13 protein-coding genes are annotated in these 17,380 nt (G+C 55.9%); 2 read left to right on the plus strand and 11 right to left on the minus strand.

What is annotated here, in order from left to right:
- Positions 1-25: 25 nt before the first annotated feature.
- Positions 26-1,078: an SGNH/GDSL hydrolase family protein gene (locus NYE26_RS26640; protein ID WP_339251386.1), complete on the minus strand. Its 1,053-nt coding sequence runs from the start codon at positions 1,076-1,078 to the stop codon at positions 26-28.
- On the minus strand, positions 1,071-2,135 hold the full coding sequence (locus NYE26_RS26645; RefSeq protein WP_339251388.1) for a glycoside hydrolase family 88 protein: 1,065 nt from the start codon (positions 2,133-2,135) through the stop codon (positions 1,071-1,073). The genes NYE26_RS26640 and NYE26_RS26645 overlap by 8 nt, the downstream gene beginning before the upstream one ends.
- A gap of 364 nt (positions 2,136-2,499) precedes the next feature.
- On the opposite strand from NYE26_RS26645, the gene NYE26_RS26650 reads away from it, so the two are divergent.
- The gene (locus NYE26_RS26650) at positions 2,500-3,300 is read left to right on the plus strand and encodes a polysaccharide deacetylase family protein (protein ID WP_339251390.1); all 801 of its coding nucleotides are present in this window, start codon (positions 2,500-2,502) and stop codon (positions 3,298-3,300) included.
- A 758-nt stretch (positions 3,301-4,058) separates the two neighbouring features.
- Here the strand turns inward: NYE26_RS26650 and NYE26_RS26655 are convergent.
- From NYE26_RS26655 to NYE26_RS26690, 8 genes are all read right to left on the minus strand, one after another.
- On the minus strand, positions 4,059-5,123 hold the full coding sequence (locus NYE26_RS26655) for a hypothetical protein (RefSeq protein WP_339251392.1): 1,065 nt from the start codon (positions 5,121-5,123) through the stop codon (positions 4,059-4,061).
- 759 nt (positions 5,124-5,882) lie between these two features.
- The gene (locus tag NYE26_RS26660) at positions 5,883-7,178 is read right to left on the minus strand and encodes a homocysteine synthase (protein WP_076084569.1); all 1,296 of its coding nucleotides are present in this window, start codon (positions 7,176-7,178) and stop codon (positions 5,883-5,885) included.
- A gap of 145 nt (positions 7,179-7,323) precedes the next feature.
- On the minus strand, positions 7,324-8,298 hold the full coding sequence (locus NYE26_RS26665) for an alpha/beta hydrolase (protein ID WP_339251396.1): 975 nt from the start codon (positions 8,296-8,298) through the stop codon (positions 7,324-7,326).
- A gap of 302 nt (positions 8,299-8,600) precedes the next feature.
- Complete coding sequence (locus NYE26_RS26670; protein ID WP_209876752.1) at positions 8,601-9,347, minus strand: GntR family transcriptional regulator; 747 nt, start codon at positions 9,345-9,347, stop codon at positions 8,601-8,603.
- On the minus strand, positions 9,334-10,347 hold the full coding sequence (locus tag NYE26_RS26675) for a sugar kinase (RefSeq protein ID WP_036730392.1): 1,014 nt from the start codon (positions 10,345-10,347) through the stop codon (positions 9,334-9,336). Before NYE26_RS26675 ends, NYE26_RS26670 begins: the two co-directional genes overlap by 14 nt.
- On the minus strand, positions 10,340-11,095 hold the full coding sequence (locus tag NYE26_RS26680) for a KDGP aldolase family protein (RefSeq protein WP_339251400.1): 756 nt from the start codon (positions 11,093-11,095) through the stop codon (positions 10,340-10,342). Before NYE26_RS26680 ends, NYE26_RS26675 begins: the two co-directional genes overlap by 8 nt.
- Complete coding sequence (locus tag NYE26_RS26685) at positions 11,095-12,201, minus strand: DgaE family pyridoxal phosphate-dependent ammonia lyase (RefSeq protein ID WP_339251402.1); 1,107 nt, start codon at positions 12,199-12,201, stop codon at positions 11,095-11,097. Before NYE26_RS26685 ends, NYE26_RS26680 begins: the two co-directional genes overlap by 1 nt.
- Positions 12,179-13,288 (minus strand): amidohydrolase/deacetylase family metallohydrolase, encoded by a 1,110-nt coding sequence (locus NYE26_RS26690; protein ID WP_339251404.1) that lies wholly within the window; start codon positions 13,286-13,288, stop codon positions 12,179-12,181. The genes NYE26_RS26685 and NYE26_RS26690 overlap by 23 nt, the downstream gene beginning before the upstream one ends.
- 262 nt (positions 13,289-13,550) lie before the next feature.
- Here NYE26_RS26690 and NYE26_RS26695 point away from each other — a divergent pair, with 262 nt between their 5' ends.
- Positions 13,551-15,887: a helix-turn-helix domain-containing protein gene (locus NYE26_RS26695; protein ID WP_339251406.1), complete on the plus strand. Its 2,337-nt coding sequence runs from the start codon at positions 13,551-13,553 to the stop codon at positions 15,885-15,887.
- Positions 15,888-16,314: 427 nt separating this feature from the next.
- Here NYE26_RS26695 and NYE26_RS26700 read toward each other — a convergent pair whose 3' ends face one another.
- Positions 16,315-17,331 carry a glycosidase gene (locus NYE26_RS26700; RefSeq protein WP_339251408.1) on the minus strand — a complete coding sequence of 339 codons (1,017 nt, stop codon included), beginning with the start codon at positions 17,329-17,331 and terminating at the stop codon, positions 16,315-16,317.
- Between the last annotated feature and the right edge of the window lie 49 nt (positions 17,332-17,380).

Raw genomic sequence — 17,380 nt, forward strand, 5'->3', positions numbered from 1 at the left:
GCGCGAACCCTTATACCGCCTGGGGTTACAGAATTCCGGCCAGCTCCCGGGCCAGATTCTCACCCATCCGTATATGTCCCTCATCCCCCGGGTGAATCAGGTCGCAGGACAGCCCGGCCAGATCATCCAGCACCCGGCTTCCTTCGATCAGGCTCAGCTTGGGGCGGGACAGACGCTGCACATGACTTCGCAGAATGTCGTTGAACTGAAGATCCTTCTCCGCTATTCCACTGCCGGGGAACACCGCAAAGTTGGGATACATCGTGATCACCGCTACCGGCTTCCCGGGATGTCTGCTCACCAGCTGGTCAAGCAGGTAGCCGCTCCGCTCACGGAATTCATCCGGCGACAGGTGGTCACGCATATTCACGCCCAGCTCCAGCGTCATGAATGACCAGTCCTCCTGCGCCGCAAGATAGTTGCTCATCTCCCGTTCACAATGGCAGGAGCCGCTCATGCCGAGATTGAGTACATCGGCCGCCAGCCTTCTTGCCGCGTGGGCAATATACGGCAGGCTGCTGTTCTCTCCATACGTGATGGATGAGCCGTAAGCAATCCAGCGTGTGCGGGGAATCTCCCCTTCCACCGGCGGGCGGAGCGGATGGCCGAAGGTCTCGATGCCACAGACCACACAGGCATACCGTCCGAAGCAGATCCGCCATACCTCCGGCACGAAGCCCGCTTCCATCAGCAGCTCACGCTCCGCCATCGCCAGACGCGGCGGTTCGCTTAGCTGGAGGGTGCGTATGCTCCCGGCCTGAAGCTCATGCCTGGAGTGGAACAGCCCGCCCTTGTATACCGTTACGCTGCCACCCGTCTCCGGCAAGGTCAGCGTGACACGGATATTCGGAGCCGGTGTGACGAACCTGAGCTCGCAGCCCCCCGCTTCCCCGGCGATGAACCGGCCCCGCTCGTTCAGATGCTCCCTGACGCTGCGGGGAATGCGGCGGAGGTGCACGCCGTAGCCCGCTGCCGGCTCCAGCTCGGCAACATTATGGAAGGCAATCCGGTCCAGCCCCGGCAGCCCCATGGTGGCGGAATTGATGCTGGCAGAATGGGTGCAGGCGGGATTATACATGCTTCATCGCCTCCACCAGCAGCAGCAGGGCCATGGATTGCCCGTAGGGCATCGGGCAGACCGGAATCTCCCGGTAGTCGTCAAGCGTAGCGCCCATCCCCGTGCCGTAGGAGACGCCCTGCACCACCCCTTCTTCATCGATCTGGCCCAGCACATAATGCAGTGCCGCCATTGCAGGCTTGCGGCAATCCTCAGGCAGCAGTCCTTGCCGCACCGCCTTCAGCATCCCGTAAGCAAAAGCGGCGGTGGCCGAGGTCTCCAGATACGAGCTGCTGTCGTCCAGCAAGGTATGCCATGCGCCTTCCGGGGCTTGCAGCTCTGTCAGCTTGCGTACCTGCCGCGCAAGGGAGGACAGCAGGAAGCTGCTCACCCCTGACGGCAGCTCCACCATCTCCAGATAATCCACGAGCCCGGCGGTATACCAGGAATTGCCGCGTGCCCATAGGGCCCGGGCAAAGTGATGGCCGCCCTCGAAGGTCCAGCCGTGGAAGAACAAGCCGGTCACGGGATCGGTCAGATACTTCAGGTGGACGAGAAACTGGCGGATGCTCTCCTGTATACACGCCTCCTCCTTCAGCACGATCCCCATCCGGGCCACAAACAACACCGTCATATACAGCGTGTCGTCCCAGAGCTGCCCGGTATTCGGACTGCCGGTCACTTCATGCTGAAGACCGCCTTCCTCCGTGCGCGGCATATCATGCAGCGCATACTCCAGCCATTCCCGGCACAGCTGCATATAATCCGCGCGCCCGGTCTCCTCTGCCAGATAGCTAAGGGTAAGCATCGGACACATCGTATTAACATTTTTCGCCGGAATGCCTCCGTCAAGCTTGCTGTCGAACCAGCCCGTCAGGTAGTGTAGAATCTCCTGCTCCCCGGTTTCCCGGTAATATCTGTATAAGGCAAATAATCCAACCCCCTGGGGCCACTCCCAATTGTCCATAGAGATGATGCCGATGGGTGCGGTTTCATGAATGGAGCCTCTCATATCCTTCATCCGCTCAATGACGCGGGCGATATGGCCTTCGAGTACTGTCCGTGATACTGCTTCCATAATGCTCCTCCTTCTGCAATGTCCTGTTCTGAACCGGAAACCTGTAGCCTGAAACCTGGAACCTGGAACCTCAAACCTGGAACCTCAAACCTGGAACCTCAAACCTGGAACCTCAAACCTGGAACCTCAAATCTGGAGCCTAGAGCCTGGAGCCTAGAGCCTGTTCCCGGCTGTTTAGCTGTTCGCAACCCCAGTGTAGTCAAGCGCCGCATTGCCGTCCATTAACAAGAATCTTGCTAATCGCTTTCACTTCTGGCATTGTTCATAATAGAGCTGTATTCCTCAGTTGGAGGAGTACATGAGTAGAAGGAGTACATGCTCACGTTCTAATTCTGTATAAAGAAATCTGGGAGGGTAACAGGTAATGAGAATTAAGTTTGATCTTTTTCCGGGCGGAGTTTCTAAAGCGCTAACAACGAGCTGGGATGATGGAAGAATCTACGACCTGAAGCTCGTAGAGATTCTGAATCAGCATGGGCTAAAGGGGTCTTTTCATCTGAATTCGGGGTTGTTCGGCAAGGAGGGCTACATCTCACAGGACGAGGTGGCCGCGCTCTATGACGGGCATGAGATTTCCGCGCATACCAGCACACATCCTTTCCTCACCATGACCCCGCGCGAGGGGATCGCGGATGAGATTCTGACCGACCGCAAGGCGCTGGAAGCGCTGGCCGGTTATCCGGTAAGGGGCATGTCCTATCCGTTCGGCAATTACGATGATCAGGTGATCGGTCTGCTGCCTGCCCTGGGCATTGAGTATTCCCGTACGGTGAATTCGCACCGCAGCTTCAGCCTGCCGGACAACCTGCTGGCTTGGCACCCTACCTGCCACCACAAGGAGATGCTGGCCCTGGGCAAGAAGTTCCTGGAGGAGAAGCCCCGCTTCTCGCATATGCAGCTTCTCTATGTCTGGGGACACAGCTATGAGTTCAATGACGATGACAACTGGCAGGAGCTGGAGCAGTTCGCCGCTGTGATGGGCGGCCACGAGGACATCTGGTATGCCACCAATATCGAGATCGTGGACTACCTGTCCGCGCTGCAGGGACTGCGCTTCTCGGCTTCGCAGGAGATGGTCTATAACCCGTCGGCTGTTGAGGTGTGGATCTCTGTGGACGATGAAGCCCGCCGCATCCCGGGCGGGGGGACGGTGAAGCTGGGGTAGGATTGGAGTGAGACTCGGAAGCTGAATGAGGGCTAGAGAGCTGAATAGAGAGAAAATTCGGGGGAGACTGTGGCTGTGATTATCAATCCCGATCAGCCCCCAGCGAGCCGCCATAAGAGTCCTCCCTTCAGCCTCAGCACAGCCACAGCTATAACTCTAACCGTGCCGTGCCCGAGTAATGTGCATGCGGCATACTTAATTGCACTCTGTACATCTAAATCGTCTGTTATACCGCCGAATATTCGTTTAACTGTATTTCGTACAATTATAATAACGCTATAGCTGGATTCTTGCTCATTCGGGCTAATTTAGTTGTACCAACTACACTTAGAAGAGAAAAGTCTTCCTTTTCGCTGGTTTTAAATGTACAGAATACAACTACCGCTGAATGATCGCTGCGAATGAAAACTTGGAGCTCCAAGTATAGCCGCATTACGCCGCAAAATGGAGTGAGCTTCCCTAATCATATGAATTTAAAACACATTACTTAAAACACATGAGATAAATCATACGACATAAAACACACCTATAAGTTAGTTTAAAAACCCGATTACGCGCAGCCCCAGGGCTTGGCGAAATCGGGTTTTTGTGGGTTTTCGAGTGTTTTGCGGGTATTTCGTTGGCATACGTTTGTGCAGATGGTGGAGAATAGAGCGCTGTATCAGTCGTTGCCTGGCCGATCCCGCTATTCGCGGCAGACCAGACAGTGTAGGCAGGCCAGGCCGCCGCTACTGCCAGCTACCGCCAGATACTTCCACCTACTGCCAACCTCCGGCGGCAGCATCAGGATGCTCCTGCCTCGCTATCCAGGTGAGGCAGGCCGCCCGCAGCAGCGCGTCGGTCCGCTGGGCCGCGCCGCAGAAGACCCCGCTCAGGCCGATCTCATACAGATCGGCCAGCGCGTACGCCGCCGGTGCCCCCGCGGCGAGCACTGCCGCTGCCGGCCGCACCCGGCGCACGGCGGCCAGCACCCCAGCCGCCGCCTGCGCGAAGCCCTCGGCGGCGTTCTCCCCGGGCGCGGCCTCCTCCGCCGCGCCGTCCAGCACCAGGAAATCGGCGATACGCGCGATTTCCCCTGCGGCAGCCGGCCCCACATCGGGCGCGAGCAACGCCCCGATGCGGCAGGCTGCCGCATAAGCGTGGCCGAGAGTCTGCTCGGCCACGCCCTCAATGAATTCGCGCTGCGCCGCGAATTCCTCCAGGCTGGCGGGGTACGGCGCCAGCAGGTCAATGCGGCTGTCGCCGCCCAGCCGCTGGCTGTGCAGGGCGGCGGCGAACAGCGCGCCAAGCTGCGCATCCTGCAGCGTGGCCAGCCGGTCCGGGCGGGCGGCGAGCTCCGCCGTGTAAGGCAGAGTGACTGCGGCCCATACGCCGTCCGCCGACTCCAGGAGGTCGGCAGCAGCAGCCCGCAGCCGGTGATAGATCCGCTGCAGGATACGCTCAGCCTGCACCGGCTCCTCATCCCCGCACGACATCCAGCGCGAGTAGAGCGCCGACAGTTCCGGCTCGTGCAGCCATTCCTCGCCCCGGATCAGGCAGGGCCCCGCAGGGTAGACGCCGGGCGGCTCACGGCGGACAGCCCCGTCCCCCCTGCCCTCGCGCAGCACCAGGAAGGCCTGGCGCTCCCCGAGACGGCGGATATACGTGCGGCTCGTACTCACGTTACTCTTGCGCCGGTCCCCCTCAGCAAGAAATTCCGCTGCGGCGGAGGCTACAGATGCGGACTGGCTCATCTCCACGCCAATGGTCCGGTCCCCAGCGTTATACTTTAACGGGCGCTCTTCCTTGTTTGGATCATCCTTCTGCTGGCGTTCACCCTTCATCCTCGCACCCACCCTTTACCTTTGAATTACTGCCGCTCCGCTCCCCTGAAGAGAAGCTGCCAGCATATTAAGAGGCTTCAATCTATAAATACTGGCAATGATGCTGAAATATGCAAACGGTATCAAATGAATGCGGCTGCGGCACCTTATCCGAATGGGTAGTGGACACGGTGGGGCGACGAGTTGAGGGAAGTACGCGAGTTGGAGTAGGCGGGCGAGTTGAAGTCGGTGAGTAAGCTGGAGTAAGTCGGGCGAGCTCAAGTGGGTAGGAAATAACTTTCACATATTTTGTTGTCAGTCTCTAATGGCTTTGAACTGGGGTTCGGGTTCGAGCTAGGCTTCGAGTTCTGCTTTTGCTTGGCGCACAGTGATCTAATGTATTTACTACAGCAGATCTTCTCTTTAGCGGTTGTAAAAAGCGATCTGTTGCAGTTTGTACAGCAGATTTTTGCGGGAGAGGTGTTTTGGGGCCGTATGCCGGAAATCTGTTGTATGGAATACATTAGAACGGATTTTAACGCCGAAAATGGCCTAATCCATTGCAGAAAGTACAATTGCCGTGCAACTTCAGCGCGAACACATACCTCACCAACCGTTTTACTCACAAACGATTCCCCCGCTGACACTCCTCTCTCTTCCCATTACTCCCAAACCCACCTCCTGCTCCTGCTAAAAAAACAAGACCACTGCCTAATGCAGAAATACGCTGCATCAAACAGTGGTCTGTAATTCCTCTTCCTATGCTGCAAGGAACAGCGCCTAAGCCTGCTGGCTGGCAGCGATCGCCTGCTCCAGATCATAGAGGATATCATCGATGGATTCAGTACCGATGGACAAGCGCAGCAGCTCCGGTGTAACACCGGCGGTAATTTGTTCTTCGTCCGACAGCTGCTGGTGAGTGGTGCTGGCCGGGTGGATGATCAGCGACTTGGAATCGCCGACATTGGCCAGATGGGAGAACAGCTTCACGTTCTCGATCAGCTTCACCCCTGCGGCGGCCCCGCCCTTAATTCCGAAGGTCAGAATCGCGCCCTGGCCCTTAGGCAGATATTTCTGTGCCAGCTCATACGAAGGGTGACTCTGTAGTCCAGCGTAGCTGACCCACTCTACCGAATCATGCGCCTCCAGATACTGGGCAACCTTGAGTGCATTCTGGCTGTGGCGCTCCAGACGCAGGTGCAGCGTTTCGAGACCCTGCAAGAGCATCCACGAGTTAAACGGTGAAATGGCCGCGCCCAGGTCACGAAGCAGTTGAACCCGCGCCTTGATGATATAAGCAATCGGACCGACCGCTTCAGTGTAGACTACCCCGTGGTAGCTCGGGTCCGGCTCGGTCAGGCCCGGGAACTTGCCGCTGGCCTTCCAGTCGAACTTGCCGCCGTCCACGATGACTCCGCCGATAGAGGTACCGTGGCCGCCAATGAATTTGGTCGCCGAGTGTACGACGATATCCGCCCCGAATTCAATCGGACGCAGCAGATACGGACTTGGGAAGGTGTTGTCTACAATCAGCGGAATCCCGTGCTCGTGGGCGATGGCTGCAACCTTTTCGATATCCAGAACGTTCCCTTGCGGATTACCAATCGTCTCAGCGTAGAGCGCCTTGGTCTTGTCCGTAATAGCTGCCCGGAAGTTCTCCGGGTTATCAGAATCCACAAAATTCACCTTAATGCCCAGCTTGGGCAGCGTCGTGGAGAACAAATTATAAGTTCCGCCGTACAGGCTTGCGGAGGAGACAATCTCATCCCCTGCCCCGGCAATATTCAGAATAGAGAAGGAAATCGCTGCTGCTCCGGAAGCGGTCGCCAGTGCCCCTGCCCCGCCCTCCAGCGCGGCAAGACGCTGCTCAAACACATCGGTGGTCGGATTCATCAGCCGGGTATAGATGTTGCCGAACTCCTTGAGCGCGAACAGATTAGCAGCATGCTCCGCATCCCGGAAACCGTAGGATGTAGTCTGATACAGCGGCACGGCACGGGCTAAAGTAGTGGGATCAATCTCCTGGCCTGCGTGGATGGCGAGGGTTTCAAAGGACAGCTTGCGCTCTTCTGACATGGGTATTTCCTCCTCTAAAATAGGTAATGTCAAATGTTAACTCTATAAGATTGTACCTATTCTCTCACAAACCATGTCATTTGAAAAGATAAAATTCTTATTAATTCACTGTGTTTTATTAAGTTTAGTAAGCCCCGGCATAGCCTCATGGCTGCTGCGCTATCCCCTTCATGAAGCTCATGAATTTCTCCGCAATTTCTTTGGGGTGGGAACGGTACAAATAATGATTGGCATCCAGCAGCTCCATGTCTGCATGTACGGAATTCTGGATCAGCTTCTCATGCTCAGGAATCCATTGATCGGTTGCCGGATGCTCTGCTTGAACAAAAAGAAGGACAGGAAGATTAGGAGGGAACGTTACCCCTCGCTGTTCAGCCCCTCTAAAGCTGGAGTACATGTTTTCTGCCTCATTTAACAGAGTGGTGTTATACATATTTCTCTGTATCAGCAGTTTCAATTGTTCTTTGGTATGTTCATCATACGGCAGTCCCTCATAAGGGTCAGCACTCAGCTTCAATTGCAGCCGGGCGAAGCCCAGATTGCGGAACCATTTAACCATGCTTGTCTCTGAAGACTCTATTTTCTTCTCGCTCAGCGAGGGTACACTGCTATCCAGTCCGACAAATGTACTTACTTCATCTGAGTATTTATTCACATAATCCAGACTGTAAATTCCTGAAATAGAATGGCCCATAAGGATATAACGGTCAATATCGAGCTGCTGCAGCGCTTCATGGATTTCACTTACGATATTCTCTGAGGTTCGTTCTTTCTTCGTTGCGTCGCTTAAGCCGTAGCCGAAAGGCTCAACCACTACAACCTTGTAATGCGGAGACAGCTCATCGATGAGCAGCTTGAAATCAAGCGCCGGTGAAGCTGTTCCGAAGCCGGGAAGCAGCACGACCGTGTCCGGGCCATCTCCTTGAATGAACACATTCATATTCTTGCCGTCTACGGATACATGCTGGCCGTAAGGCTCTATCCTTTTGGCCTCCGCATTGCTGCTGATTACATTCGTGATATACACAATCCCCACAAAAATCACAATAGCGAGCAGGATGGCTCCCAATATTTTAAGCAGAATCTTGCGCAGTTTCTTGAACCCCGTTTGATTTCCCATTATGTTATTCGCCGATGGTCTCATGTTCATCTTCCCCTATCTTAAATGGTAGTAAGCTTGCTTCATTGACGTTAATGCAAGCTTACCGAACGAAGATGTACTCTTTATGACGACAATATGAACAGAATATGAACCGAATATGTACTATCAGGCGGACGCTACCGCTCCTACAGTTCCAAAATTCCCCTCCGCCACTTTCCCTTTCCGTATATTTTCAAGTTCAATCTATATAAGCAAAAATGCTACAGTTACCTACAAGCGAGCTTGTGTGCAACCGTAGCATAGAATGAGAGTGACGAGCCTCAGGTGTCGTAGCTGACCAGATAATGATGGAGCTCCGTATTATAGCTGCCGATGCTGTGTTCGATCAGCCTGCCTTCCCCGTCATAGGAGTTGCGCAGGCGCTTCAGCACAGGCGTCCCCGGCGGAAGCTTCAGCAGCAGGCATACCTCAGGTGGTGCTGACTCGACAAAAAACCGGTCCCTGAAGTTCTCCAGCACGATGTCGTTCTCCTCCAGCGAGTCGTACAGGGACTGGATGTCCTCCCCCAGCTCTGCCGACCCTCCGCCGGGCAGTGCTGCTGCCGTCAAGAAGTGCACCAGATGGATATAAGGCTGTCCATCCAGAATATACAGACGTTCAATCCGCTGGCAATACGGCCCGTAGCGGCTGTATTCCTCTGTCCCAGTCTCATTGGTGACCAGACTTGTGCTCAGCAGCTTCTTTTCCAGCTTATGACCTGCTTCAACCAGCAGCTCTGTGAACCGTTTGCCCTTAGAGAGCTTCTGATAGGCGGTATTGCGCATGACAATGGTTCCGACACCGCTTTTCTTCTGCACATAGCCTTCCTGGGCCAGCTCCTGGACCGCACCTCGGACCGTCATTTTGCTGACCCCGAACTCCTTCTCCAGCTGCGGCTCGGAAGGGATAATGCTGCCGAGCGGGTATACCCCGTGCAGAATCCGGTCCTTGAGGATCTTCTGGATCTGCTGGTATAAGGGGCCTTGCTTGCGTTTCAGAGACACCTTACGTTCACTACCTTTCAACATCTGAGGTATGGCCATCCAGCGCGCGGAGCACCTCGCTCTCGGTGAACAACGCTGTATCGCCCGGGATGGTATGGGCCAGCATCGCTGCGGCCGCTGCCATATCCACCGTCTGCTGCTGCGGATAATCCTGCAATTCACCATGAATAATGGCACTGGCATAAGCATCCCCGGCACCGATCCGGTCATACACCGGGAAGGTGAGCTTACGGGAGAACGCGAACGTACCTTGACGGTACAGATATCCTGTGAGGGAATGCGTATTGTCTGCGTTAATCTCACGGTGGGTGCCCGCTGCCGCTGCGATTCCGAAGCGCTCCGCCACAGCGGGCACCGCTTGCTTCAACTGTGTTATTCTATCATAATCTGCCGCTGCGGTGCCAAGAATGTACAGCGCATCCTTCTCGTTCATCAGCACCAGATCGGCAAGCGTAAGCAGCTCTTCGTAATGCGGGCGGGCCTTGGCATAACCCTCCTCGCCCCATAACGCCGGACGGTAGTTACAGTCGAATACCACCCTGCCCCCCGCACGCTTCACCTCTGCCGCAAGCTGCTTCATTTGCCCGCGCACCCTGTCATTCATAGCCAGCGTAATGCCGCATAGATGAAGCACATCCACCCGGGAAACCAGCGCCGCCATATCATACTGATCAGCCTCAGCGGTATTGAAGCTGCTGCCCAGCCGGTCGGTATACGTGACTCTTCCGGGGCGGGCACCGAACCCGTTCTCCAGGAAGTACATCCCGAGGTGCTTGCCGCCCCGGCGGATCAGTGACGTATCTACCCCAAGCTTGCGCAGATAAGCGATTGCGGCTTCCCCTACCGGAGTCTCCGGCAAGGTCGTGATTAATGCTCCGTTATGGCCATATCTGGCCAGCGCTGCCGTTACATTTACCCCGCTGCCCGAAAAAGAGTACTCCAGCCTGCTGCTCTGGGCCAGTGTCTCCACCCCCGGAACCTGCAGCCGCATCATCACTTCGCCAAATGCAGCGATTCTAGGCATACCGGTCCACCAGTGATTTCATCGCGCTGAGCAGCGTGCGGACATCCTGGATGTTCGTGTTCCCGGTCTGCGGATCGATGATCGAGGAATAGACATGCGGGATCACCTGCGGTACACCCGCCTGAAGCGCAATCTCCAGAATGGGCGCGAAGTTATCCAGATCGATGCCGCCCGTAGGCTCAAGGGCAAATCCTTCTTCTCCGCAGGCCTTGGCTACCGCACGATACTCTTCTTCCAGCTCCAGCCCCTTCATCGGATAATATTTGAGCGCATTGCCGCCCATGTCCCGGACCAGGGCGATGGCAGCGTGCACCGGAACGATGGCCTGCGAAGCATTCCCCGCGCTGACCGGGCCGGTGGATATATTGACATAGCCCGGCTGTCCGCAGGGAGAGACCAGGCTGTTAATCCAGCTGTCCTTGGCTCCCAGATTGGCCCGGGTCGCTCCTACAGCCGGAAACACCTGATTGATATGGCTGCCCGCATAGCTTGAAGCAATCTCTGCGACTACCGCCGCCTGGCGGTTGTCCCCGGCTCCAAGCCCGATGGATACGGCATCCTGGATCATCTGTCCATACTCCGTCATAGCGGCGGACGCTTCGCGGGCGTTGGCGTAATTTTTGGAGAGTACGCCTACCAGAACATGCCCTTCGGCAGCCTCGTATATATCCTTGGCATTCCTGATACTGCCGGCCAGTACATTCAGTGCCGCTCTGTTCTTATAGAATCGCTCCTGAATCTTGCTCATTATGATCTGCCCCCTATAATCTCATGAATTCTGCTGACAATGACCTGCAGATCATCGCCCTGCAGCGGCCTTGGATCGATATCGAAATACCCTTGCTTCACTCCATAGTCCCGGGTGTACACTGCAATCTCGCCTTCCCGCAGGCGGTCATTGACCTCCCTTGCATCCACGCCCGCAGCAGCGGCATCAATCTGGATGCGTCCCCGGTAAATCGCCCGGCCCGCTTCATCCTGCACGGTGCGGACCGACACTCCGGGAAGACCGGCCAGCGGCTGAAGCGCCTCCAGTGCCTGCTTCTCCTGCTGGCTGTTGTCCGCCTTGTCCTGGTACTCGTCCAGAGCCTTGAGCAGTCCGAAGGTCGTCTCTTTGCCGACCTTCATGCTGCGGCCGATCCCGTGCAGCTGCACCTTTAGCCACCCGATGTATTCCTGCTTGCCAGCTACAATGCCTGAAGTAGGACCTTCCACCGCCTTCGAGCCGCTGTAGATGGCCAGATCGGAATACTGGACATACTTGCGCAGATCCTCCTCCGCAGCCGCATCGACAATCATCGGTACTCCCCTGCGCTGTGCCACCTCCCAGGCTTCCTCCACCGAGATCATATTCTTCTGGACCGCATGGTGGGATTTCACATAGAGGATCGCTGCGGTACGTTCACCGATGGCCTGTTCAATATGCTCTGCACGGCCTTCGTTGGCATATCCCGCTTCAACCACCCGGCCGCCGCCGAGGAAAACCATCGTCTCCACCGGCGCTCCATACTGCACATTATGGCCCTTCAGCATAATGATCTCATTCTTCAGCACCGGCTCCTGGTGCAGACGCAGACTGAGGCGGGGATCTCCGGCGGTCACAATGGCTGCCACCGACAGCGCAATGCCGCTGGAGGCCGAATTCACGACAACAGCCCCTTCCGAGCCGAGCAGACGGGCGATGTACGCTCCCGATTTGTCCACCAGATCCGCAATCTCCACGTACTGCTGCCCGCCCTGCTTCATTGCCTCCATCACCGAATCTGTTGGGGCAGATACACCAAGGATGCTCATTCTTCCACTGGCATTAATCACACGCTTCAATCCATATTTAGCTTGTAATGAGTGATCCATTGATAAAGACTCCTTTTGCTTCAATATAGTGATTCGCGGTCCGGACATCGCCCTCCGAGTCTATAAGCTGCTTCTCTCCGGCTTCCAGAGCGAACAAAGTCAGGTTGGCCTGCCCGCCTACCCGGATCTGCCCAAGCTCCGGCTTGCCGAGCCACGCTGCGGCGCTGCTTGTGACTGCACGGATCACTTCTTCCAGGCTGTAGCCGAGATAGAGGAATTTGGTCAGTACATCCGCCATACTGTACACTGGACCATTCAGCCGGTTGCCCCGGTAGATGTCTGTGCTGATCGTATTCAGCGCAACCCCTGCCTGCTTGGCCTGCTCCGCCACTTGGAAGGAGAAGCTTGCCGTGCCGTGTCCTACATCCAGCAGGACGCCCCGGGCCACAGCGTCCAGCAGCTCGGGCAGCGGGGTGCCGCCCGCCTGGAACAGATTATTGGCTTTGCCGTTCAGGTAATGGGTAATTACATCGCCTGCCCGCAGCAGCTCCAGCACTTCGGAGATCGCAGGCGGAGCGGAGCCGATATGCACCATGAGCGGGAGCTTCATCTCATCCGATAAGGTACGCGCCAGCTTAAGCGGCTGTATGCCGCTGTCTTTGACGACGCTTTGGCTGATGCGGGCTTTCAGGCCGACGATGAATTCAGGATAAGCCTCTACTGCTGCAAGTGCGCAGTTTCGGTCAATCCAGTCCAGCTTGGAGAGCTCATCGGTCCGCGTAAGGCCGATTCTTGAGATATTGAGCAGCGCGAATACCCGTGTATCCGCCAGAAGACTGGCACTATAAAAAGCCCCGATCCGGTCTGCCCCGCAGCTTCCGGCATCCACCACTGTCGTCACTCCCTGCTTCACCCCGATCTCGTCGATCACATCACCATAGGGGTCAAGCTCCGGCACAGCATGTACATGCAGATCAATCCATCCGCTGGAGCCGTATAACCCGGAGCAGTCCAGCAGGGTCCTGCCTTCTGCCTGGCCCGGCGGGGTAATCGCGGTGATGATCCCATCCTGAATGGAGATATCTACCGTCCGGCCGTCCACCAGCCGCAAATTGCGCAGCACGTTCTCTGTGCCCACTTGTCCCATCTCCTTTTTTCCAAATACAGATTTACAGGGGAATTACAAAAAATGATTAATGACATGAACTCCATACATCCTTATATTTAACAAGTAGTAACGGACATGCCGTCCTCTTAGAAAAATATAAAGCTGCTTCACTCCAAAGATTATAATGTTATAATGTTTATAGTAGCACAAGTGTAATCCAGAAGAGAACTGCAATTTCTAAGTCAAGAGGTTCCATCCTAGATTTCTAGTCCGAATATCTTAACACTGGAGGTACTGCTGTATGGCTAATTCCGCACCCAAGCCATCCTTGCTGAACCGGTTCCGGCTGACCTGGAATCATTTCAAGTCAAGGCTGCTGCTGAAATACGCTTTTTCCTATATCCTCATGTTCCTGATCCCGCTCACAGGTGTTACCATCTTCGTCTATGAAAACGCCGTCAAGGGCCTGCGGGTCGAAATTGAACAGTCCAATGTCAATCAGCTCAATCAGGTGAAAAGCACCATCGACGGCCGGATGAACGAGCTTCAGGAGATCGCCGGAAGAATCGCCTATGACAAGCATCTGACTCCTTATATGGTCCGGCATCCCTATTACAGTCTGGAGGCGATTCAGGCACTGGCCAATTACAAGGCCAGCAGCAGCATCGCGGAGGATCTGTTCCTCTACTTCCACGGTGATTCCAATATCTATTCTTATCGCGGCCTGGCTGATCTTCATGTCACCTTCGATACCCTCTATCAGTTCGAGCGCTGGACCTCGGAGGAGCTGCGGCGCGACTTGAACGAGACCCGTCAGCCGCTCGTCCGTCCTGCCGAGAATGTGACCGTCAATTCCCGGATGGAGCCGATGCTCGCCATGCTTGTCCCGGTGAAGCCGAATGACCCTTTCCCTTACGGGACGGTCGTCTATCTGATGAAGGAATCCAATCTTACCGGCGTTATGGATTCGGTTCTGAGCGATTTCTCAGGCAGCAGCTATATCTTCGGCCCCTCCGGCGAGGTGCTGACCGCGAACAGCCATGGCGTCAGCTTTCCCCAGAACGAGCTTCAGACCCTATCCGCCCTTGAGCCGGGGATACACAATCTGGAGCTGGACGGGGAACAGTACTCCGTCGTGTCCGTGCAGTCGGAGGAGAATGGCTGGACCTACGTCACCACGATGCCCAGCTTCCAGTTCTTCAGCCGGGTTGCCCATGTCCAGACACTGATTCTGATTGTCTTCTGTATTACAGTCGTTACCGGCATAGCGGCCGCGCTGCTGCTGGCCAAGCGGCAGTATCACCCGATCCGCGATCTGATGGAGTTCGCCAAGCCGAGAGGCAACAGCAATGAGGCTCCGAAGCTGCGCGATGAATGGGAGTCCATCCGGCAGACGCTTCATGACTACAGTGCCCGGATTGATCTCCAGGAGCCTTTTGTCCGCAACCAGTGCATGCTGCTGCTGCTCAAGCACGGCCAGCCGGATGATCCCGAGATTGAACAGATGATCCTGAGCGCAGGCTTCCGGCATCCGCAGGGACAGGGTCTCTACTTCTCGGCCATCCTGTCCTGGGATGATACCGCTCCGGGCGGCAAGTCCTGGCAGGAACGCCATCTGCTGCAGGAGATGCTGAGCAATATCTGCCTGCCGGGCCCGGATGCGCAGATCTTCGGGATTGAATTCTCGGTCAAGGACCAGTTCGCCCTGATCATCTCCCTTCCAGGGGAGGGAGAACTGCCCGTTCAGAGCCGGATGGAGCAGGTGATTGAAGCGATTCAGGATGTGATCCGTGAACACTCGCAGCTTGCGCTGAGTATCGGTGTCGGTATGGCCTACCGTGATCTCGCCCGGCTGAACCAGTCTTTCATTGAAGCCGCCGCCGCGTTGGAGCACCGGATGATCCGGCGCAGCGGCCAGGTCACCTACTTCGAGCAGCTTGCGGAGCTGAACCCTGCCGCTGCCGAGAGCTTCTGGATTCCGCGCAAAACCATGCTGAAGCTGGAGCAGAGTCTGAAGCAGGGCAACGAATCGGTAGCGGCCCAGATGATTACCGACACCATTGACACGATCAAGGACGAGCCGCTGCAGGTTCATCTGTTGCGGTGTATCTGCTTCGATCTGCTGAACGCTTTTCTGCGCACCGCCTCCGAGCTTGGAATGGATGAGGTGTTCACCAATATGCCGGAGCTGACCTCCTTCGAGACATTAGAGGAGCTGGAGAGCCGGCTGCTCTCGCTGGCTTCCGCCATTTGCGCGCAGGTCGAGCGGAACACAGAGACCAGTGAGTCTTCCCTGATGGATGACATTCTGGAGTATGTGGACCAGCAATTCGCAGACTACACCCTCAGCCTGGAGCATGTAGCGCTGAAGTTCGCCATCTCGACCTCTTATTTAAGCCGGAGCTTCAAGGAGAAGACCGGCAGCAATTTCTCGCAATATATCTGGCAGCGGCGTGTGGACGAGGTCATCCGGCTGCTGGAGAACACCAGCGCTCCGCTCAAGGAGATCATCGAGCAGGTCGGTTACCTGGATGCGCCCAATTTCATCCGCAAGTTCAAAAAAGAAACCGGTCTGACGCCGGGGCAATACCGCAAGGAACATGCCTTGAAGGGGGCCGCTGCGAAAAGACCGGTTTGAGGCGGGGCTTCCGCCCTGTGGATAGGCTGAACCGTGGATAGGCTGAACCTGAAATTGCGATGTCCAAGCAATTATTTATCCTGTGAATAGTTAATAGCCTGAACCCCTGAAATCTGGTGAGCACCCCTATAATTCTGCAACAAATGCAACATTTCCCGTATCGGTTTGGCCCGAATCCGCGATTGTTGCACAAAAGGCAGGATTTCACCTTTTTCAGGCCGCTTAGCAGGCAGATTGTTGAATTCTATGCAACAATCTGCCTGTACACCTGGCTACGTACGAACCGAAGCTGCAAAAAGTGCAACATTTATGTCCTCAATGCCTTATAAAGGAGTTCCCTGGCAGTTGGGAGTGAACCCCTCGCCCGTAGGGGAACTGGGACTGGTTGCTCCACTTCATTGCCTACTCCGATTTCTGAAGCTGCCGCCTACTCTGCTTCCTGCAAAATATGCTCTACCAGCTCATCCAGCGGCACGGTAGCCAGCGCAATCGCGGTATCGGTTACTCCGTAATAGATATAGAGCAATCCGTCCTTGACTACATTGCCGGTCGGGAAGATGACATTCGGAATCTGGAAGCCGAATTTCTCGTAATACGTCTCCGGCTCCATAATGAAGTTATGGGTCCGGGCGATGATTTTCTCCGGCTGCTCCAGATCCAGCAGCATCGCCCCCACGCGGTAGACGATCTCTTCATCTACGCCGTGATAGAGCACCAGCCAGCCCTTGTCTGTACGGATTGGAGGCGTAGAGCCGCCGATCTTCCGCGATTCCCAGGACAGGTTCCCGGCGGTGGCGAGCAGCTTGGGCTCTTCCCAATGCACGAGATCCTCGGAATAGGTAATCCACATGGCGGCTTTCTCCGTTCCGTAAGCCTCGCCCACATATTCTTCGGGGCGGCGGAGCAGCACGAATTTGCCGTTTATTTTCTCAGGAAACAGGATGTTGTCCCGGTCGTTAATGTCCAGCGGCGTGGTGTCCGCGACGAACTCCCAGTCCAGCAGATTGGTTGACTTCAGAATCGAGGAGCGGGTCAGCCAGTGGCCCTCCTCTCCCCCCCAGCCGTCCGGGTAGGCCGGAATGGAGCGCTCAGGGACGCCGCGCCCGGTAGGATAATAGCTCATGGCGCAAGGGCGCAGGGCGTAGTTCAGGTAGAACGTTCCGTCGATCTTCACAATGCGCGGGTCCTGCACACTGCCGTACGGGAAGCCCAGCATATCCGGCGTAACAATCGGCTCATCCTTCACATGGGTGAAGTTCACGCCGTCCTCGCTCTCCAGTAGACCCAGAAAGTTCTTGCACGGAGTCAGGGACCCGGCTGTACGCTCAATCATATAGAACTTGCCGTTATCGATGATAACCGCAGGATTGAACACGGTCACCTTGCGCCACTCATAGCCGCCCGGGACGACAATCGGATTATTGGGATGTCTTGTAATTTGCATGTCTATTCCTCCTGCGAATGATGTTGGTGGTATATAGGAAGCACTGTGG

It is taken from the genome of Paenibacillus sp. FSL P2-0136 (assembly GCF_037975325.1).
In the GTDB taxonomy this organism is placed as follows: Bacteria; Bacillota; Bacilli; order Paenibacillales; family Paenibacillaceae; genus Paenibacillus_AQ; species Paenibacillus_AQ silagei.

Coding starts and splice junctions, on each gene's coding strand:
- NYE26_RS26640 (WP_339251386.1), bottom strand. CDS start 1,078: ATGTATAATCCCGCCTGCACCCATTCTGCCAGCATCAATTCCGCCACC.
- NYE26_RS26645 (WP_339251388.1), bottom strand. CDS start 2,135: ATGGAAGCAGTATCACGGACAGTACTCGAAGGCCATATCGCCCGCGTC.
- NYE26_RS26650 (WP_339251390.1), top strand. CDS start 2,500: ATGAGAATTAAGTTTGATCTTTTTCCGGGCGGAGTTTCTAAAGCGCTA.
- NYE26_RS26655 (WP_339251392.1), bottom strand. CDS start 5,123: ATGAAGGGTGAACGCCAGCAGAAGGATGATCCAAACAAGGAAGAGCGC.
- NYE26_RS26660 (WP_076084569.1), bottom strand. CDS start 7,178: ATGTCAGAAGAGCGCAAGCTGTCCTTTGAAACCCTCGCCATCCACGCA.
- NYE26_RS26665 (WP_339251396.1), bottom strand. CDS start 8,298: ATGGGAAATCAAACGGGGTTCAAGAAACTGCGCAAGATTCTGCTTAAA.
- NYE26_RS26670 (WP_209876752.1), bottom strand. CDS start 9,347: ATGTTGAAAGGTAGTGAACGTAAGGTGTCTCTGAAACGCAAGCAAGGC.
- NYE26_RS26675 (WP_036730392.1), bottom strand. CDS start 10,347: ATGCCTAGAATCGCTGCATTTGGCGAAGTGATGATGCGGCTGCAGGTT.
- NYE26_RS26680 (WP_339251400.1), bottom strand. CDS start 11,095: ATGAGCAAGATTCAGGAGCGATTCTATAAGAACAGAGCGGCACTGAAT.
- NYE26_RS26685 (WP_339251402.1), bottom strand. CDS start 12,201: ATGGATCACTCATTACAAGCTAAATATGGATTGAAGCGTGTGATTAAT.
- NYE26_RS26690 (WP_339251404.1), bottom strand. CDS start 13,288: ATGGGACAAGTGGGCACAGAGAACGTGCTGCGCAATTTGCGGCTGGTG.
- NYE26_RS26695 (WP_339251406.1), top strand. CDS start 13,551: ATGGCTAATTCCGCACCCAAGCCATCCTTGCTGAACCGGTTCCGGCTG.
- NYE26_RS26700 (WP_339251408.1), bottom strand. CDS start 17,331: ATGCAAATTACAAGACATCCCAATAATCCGATTGTCGTCCCGGGCGGC.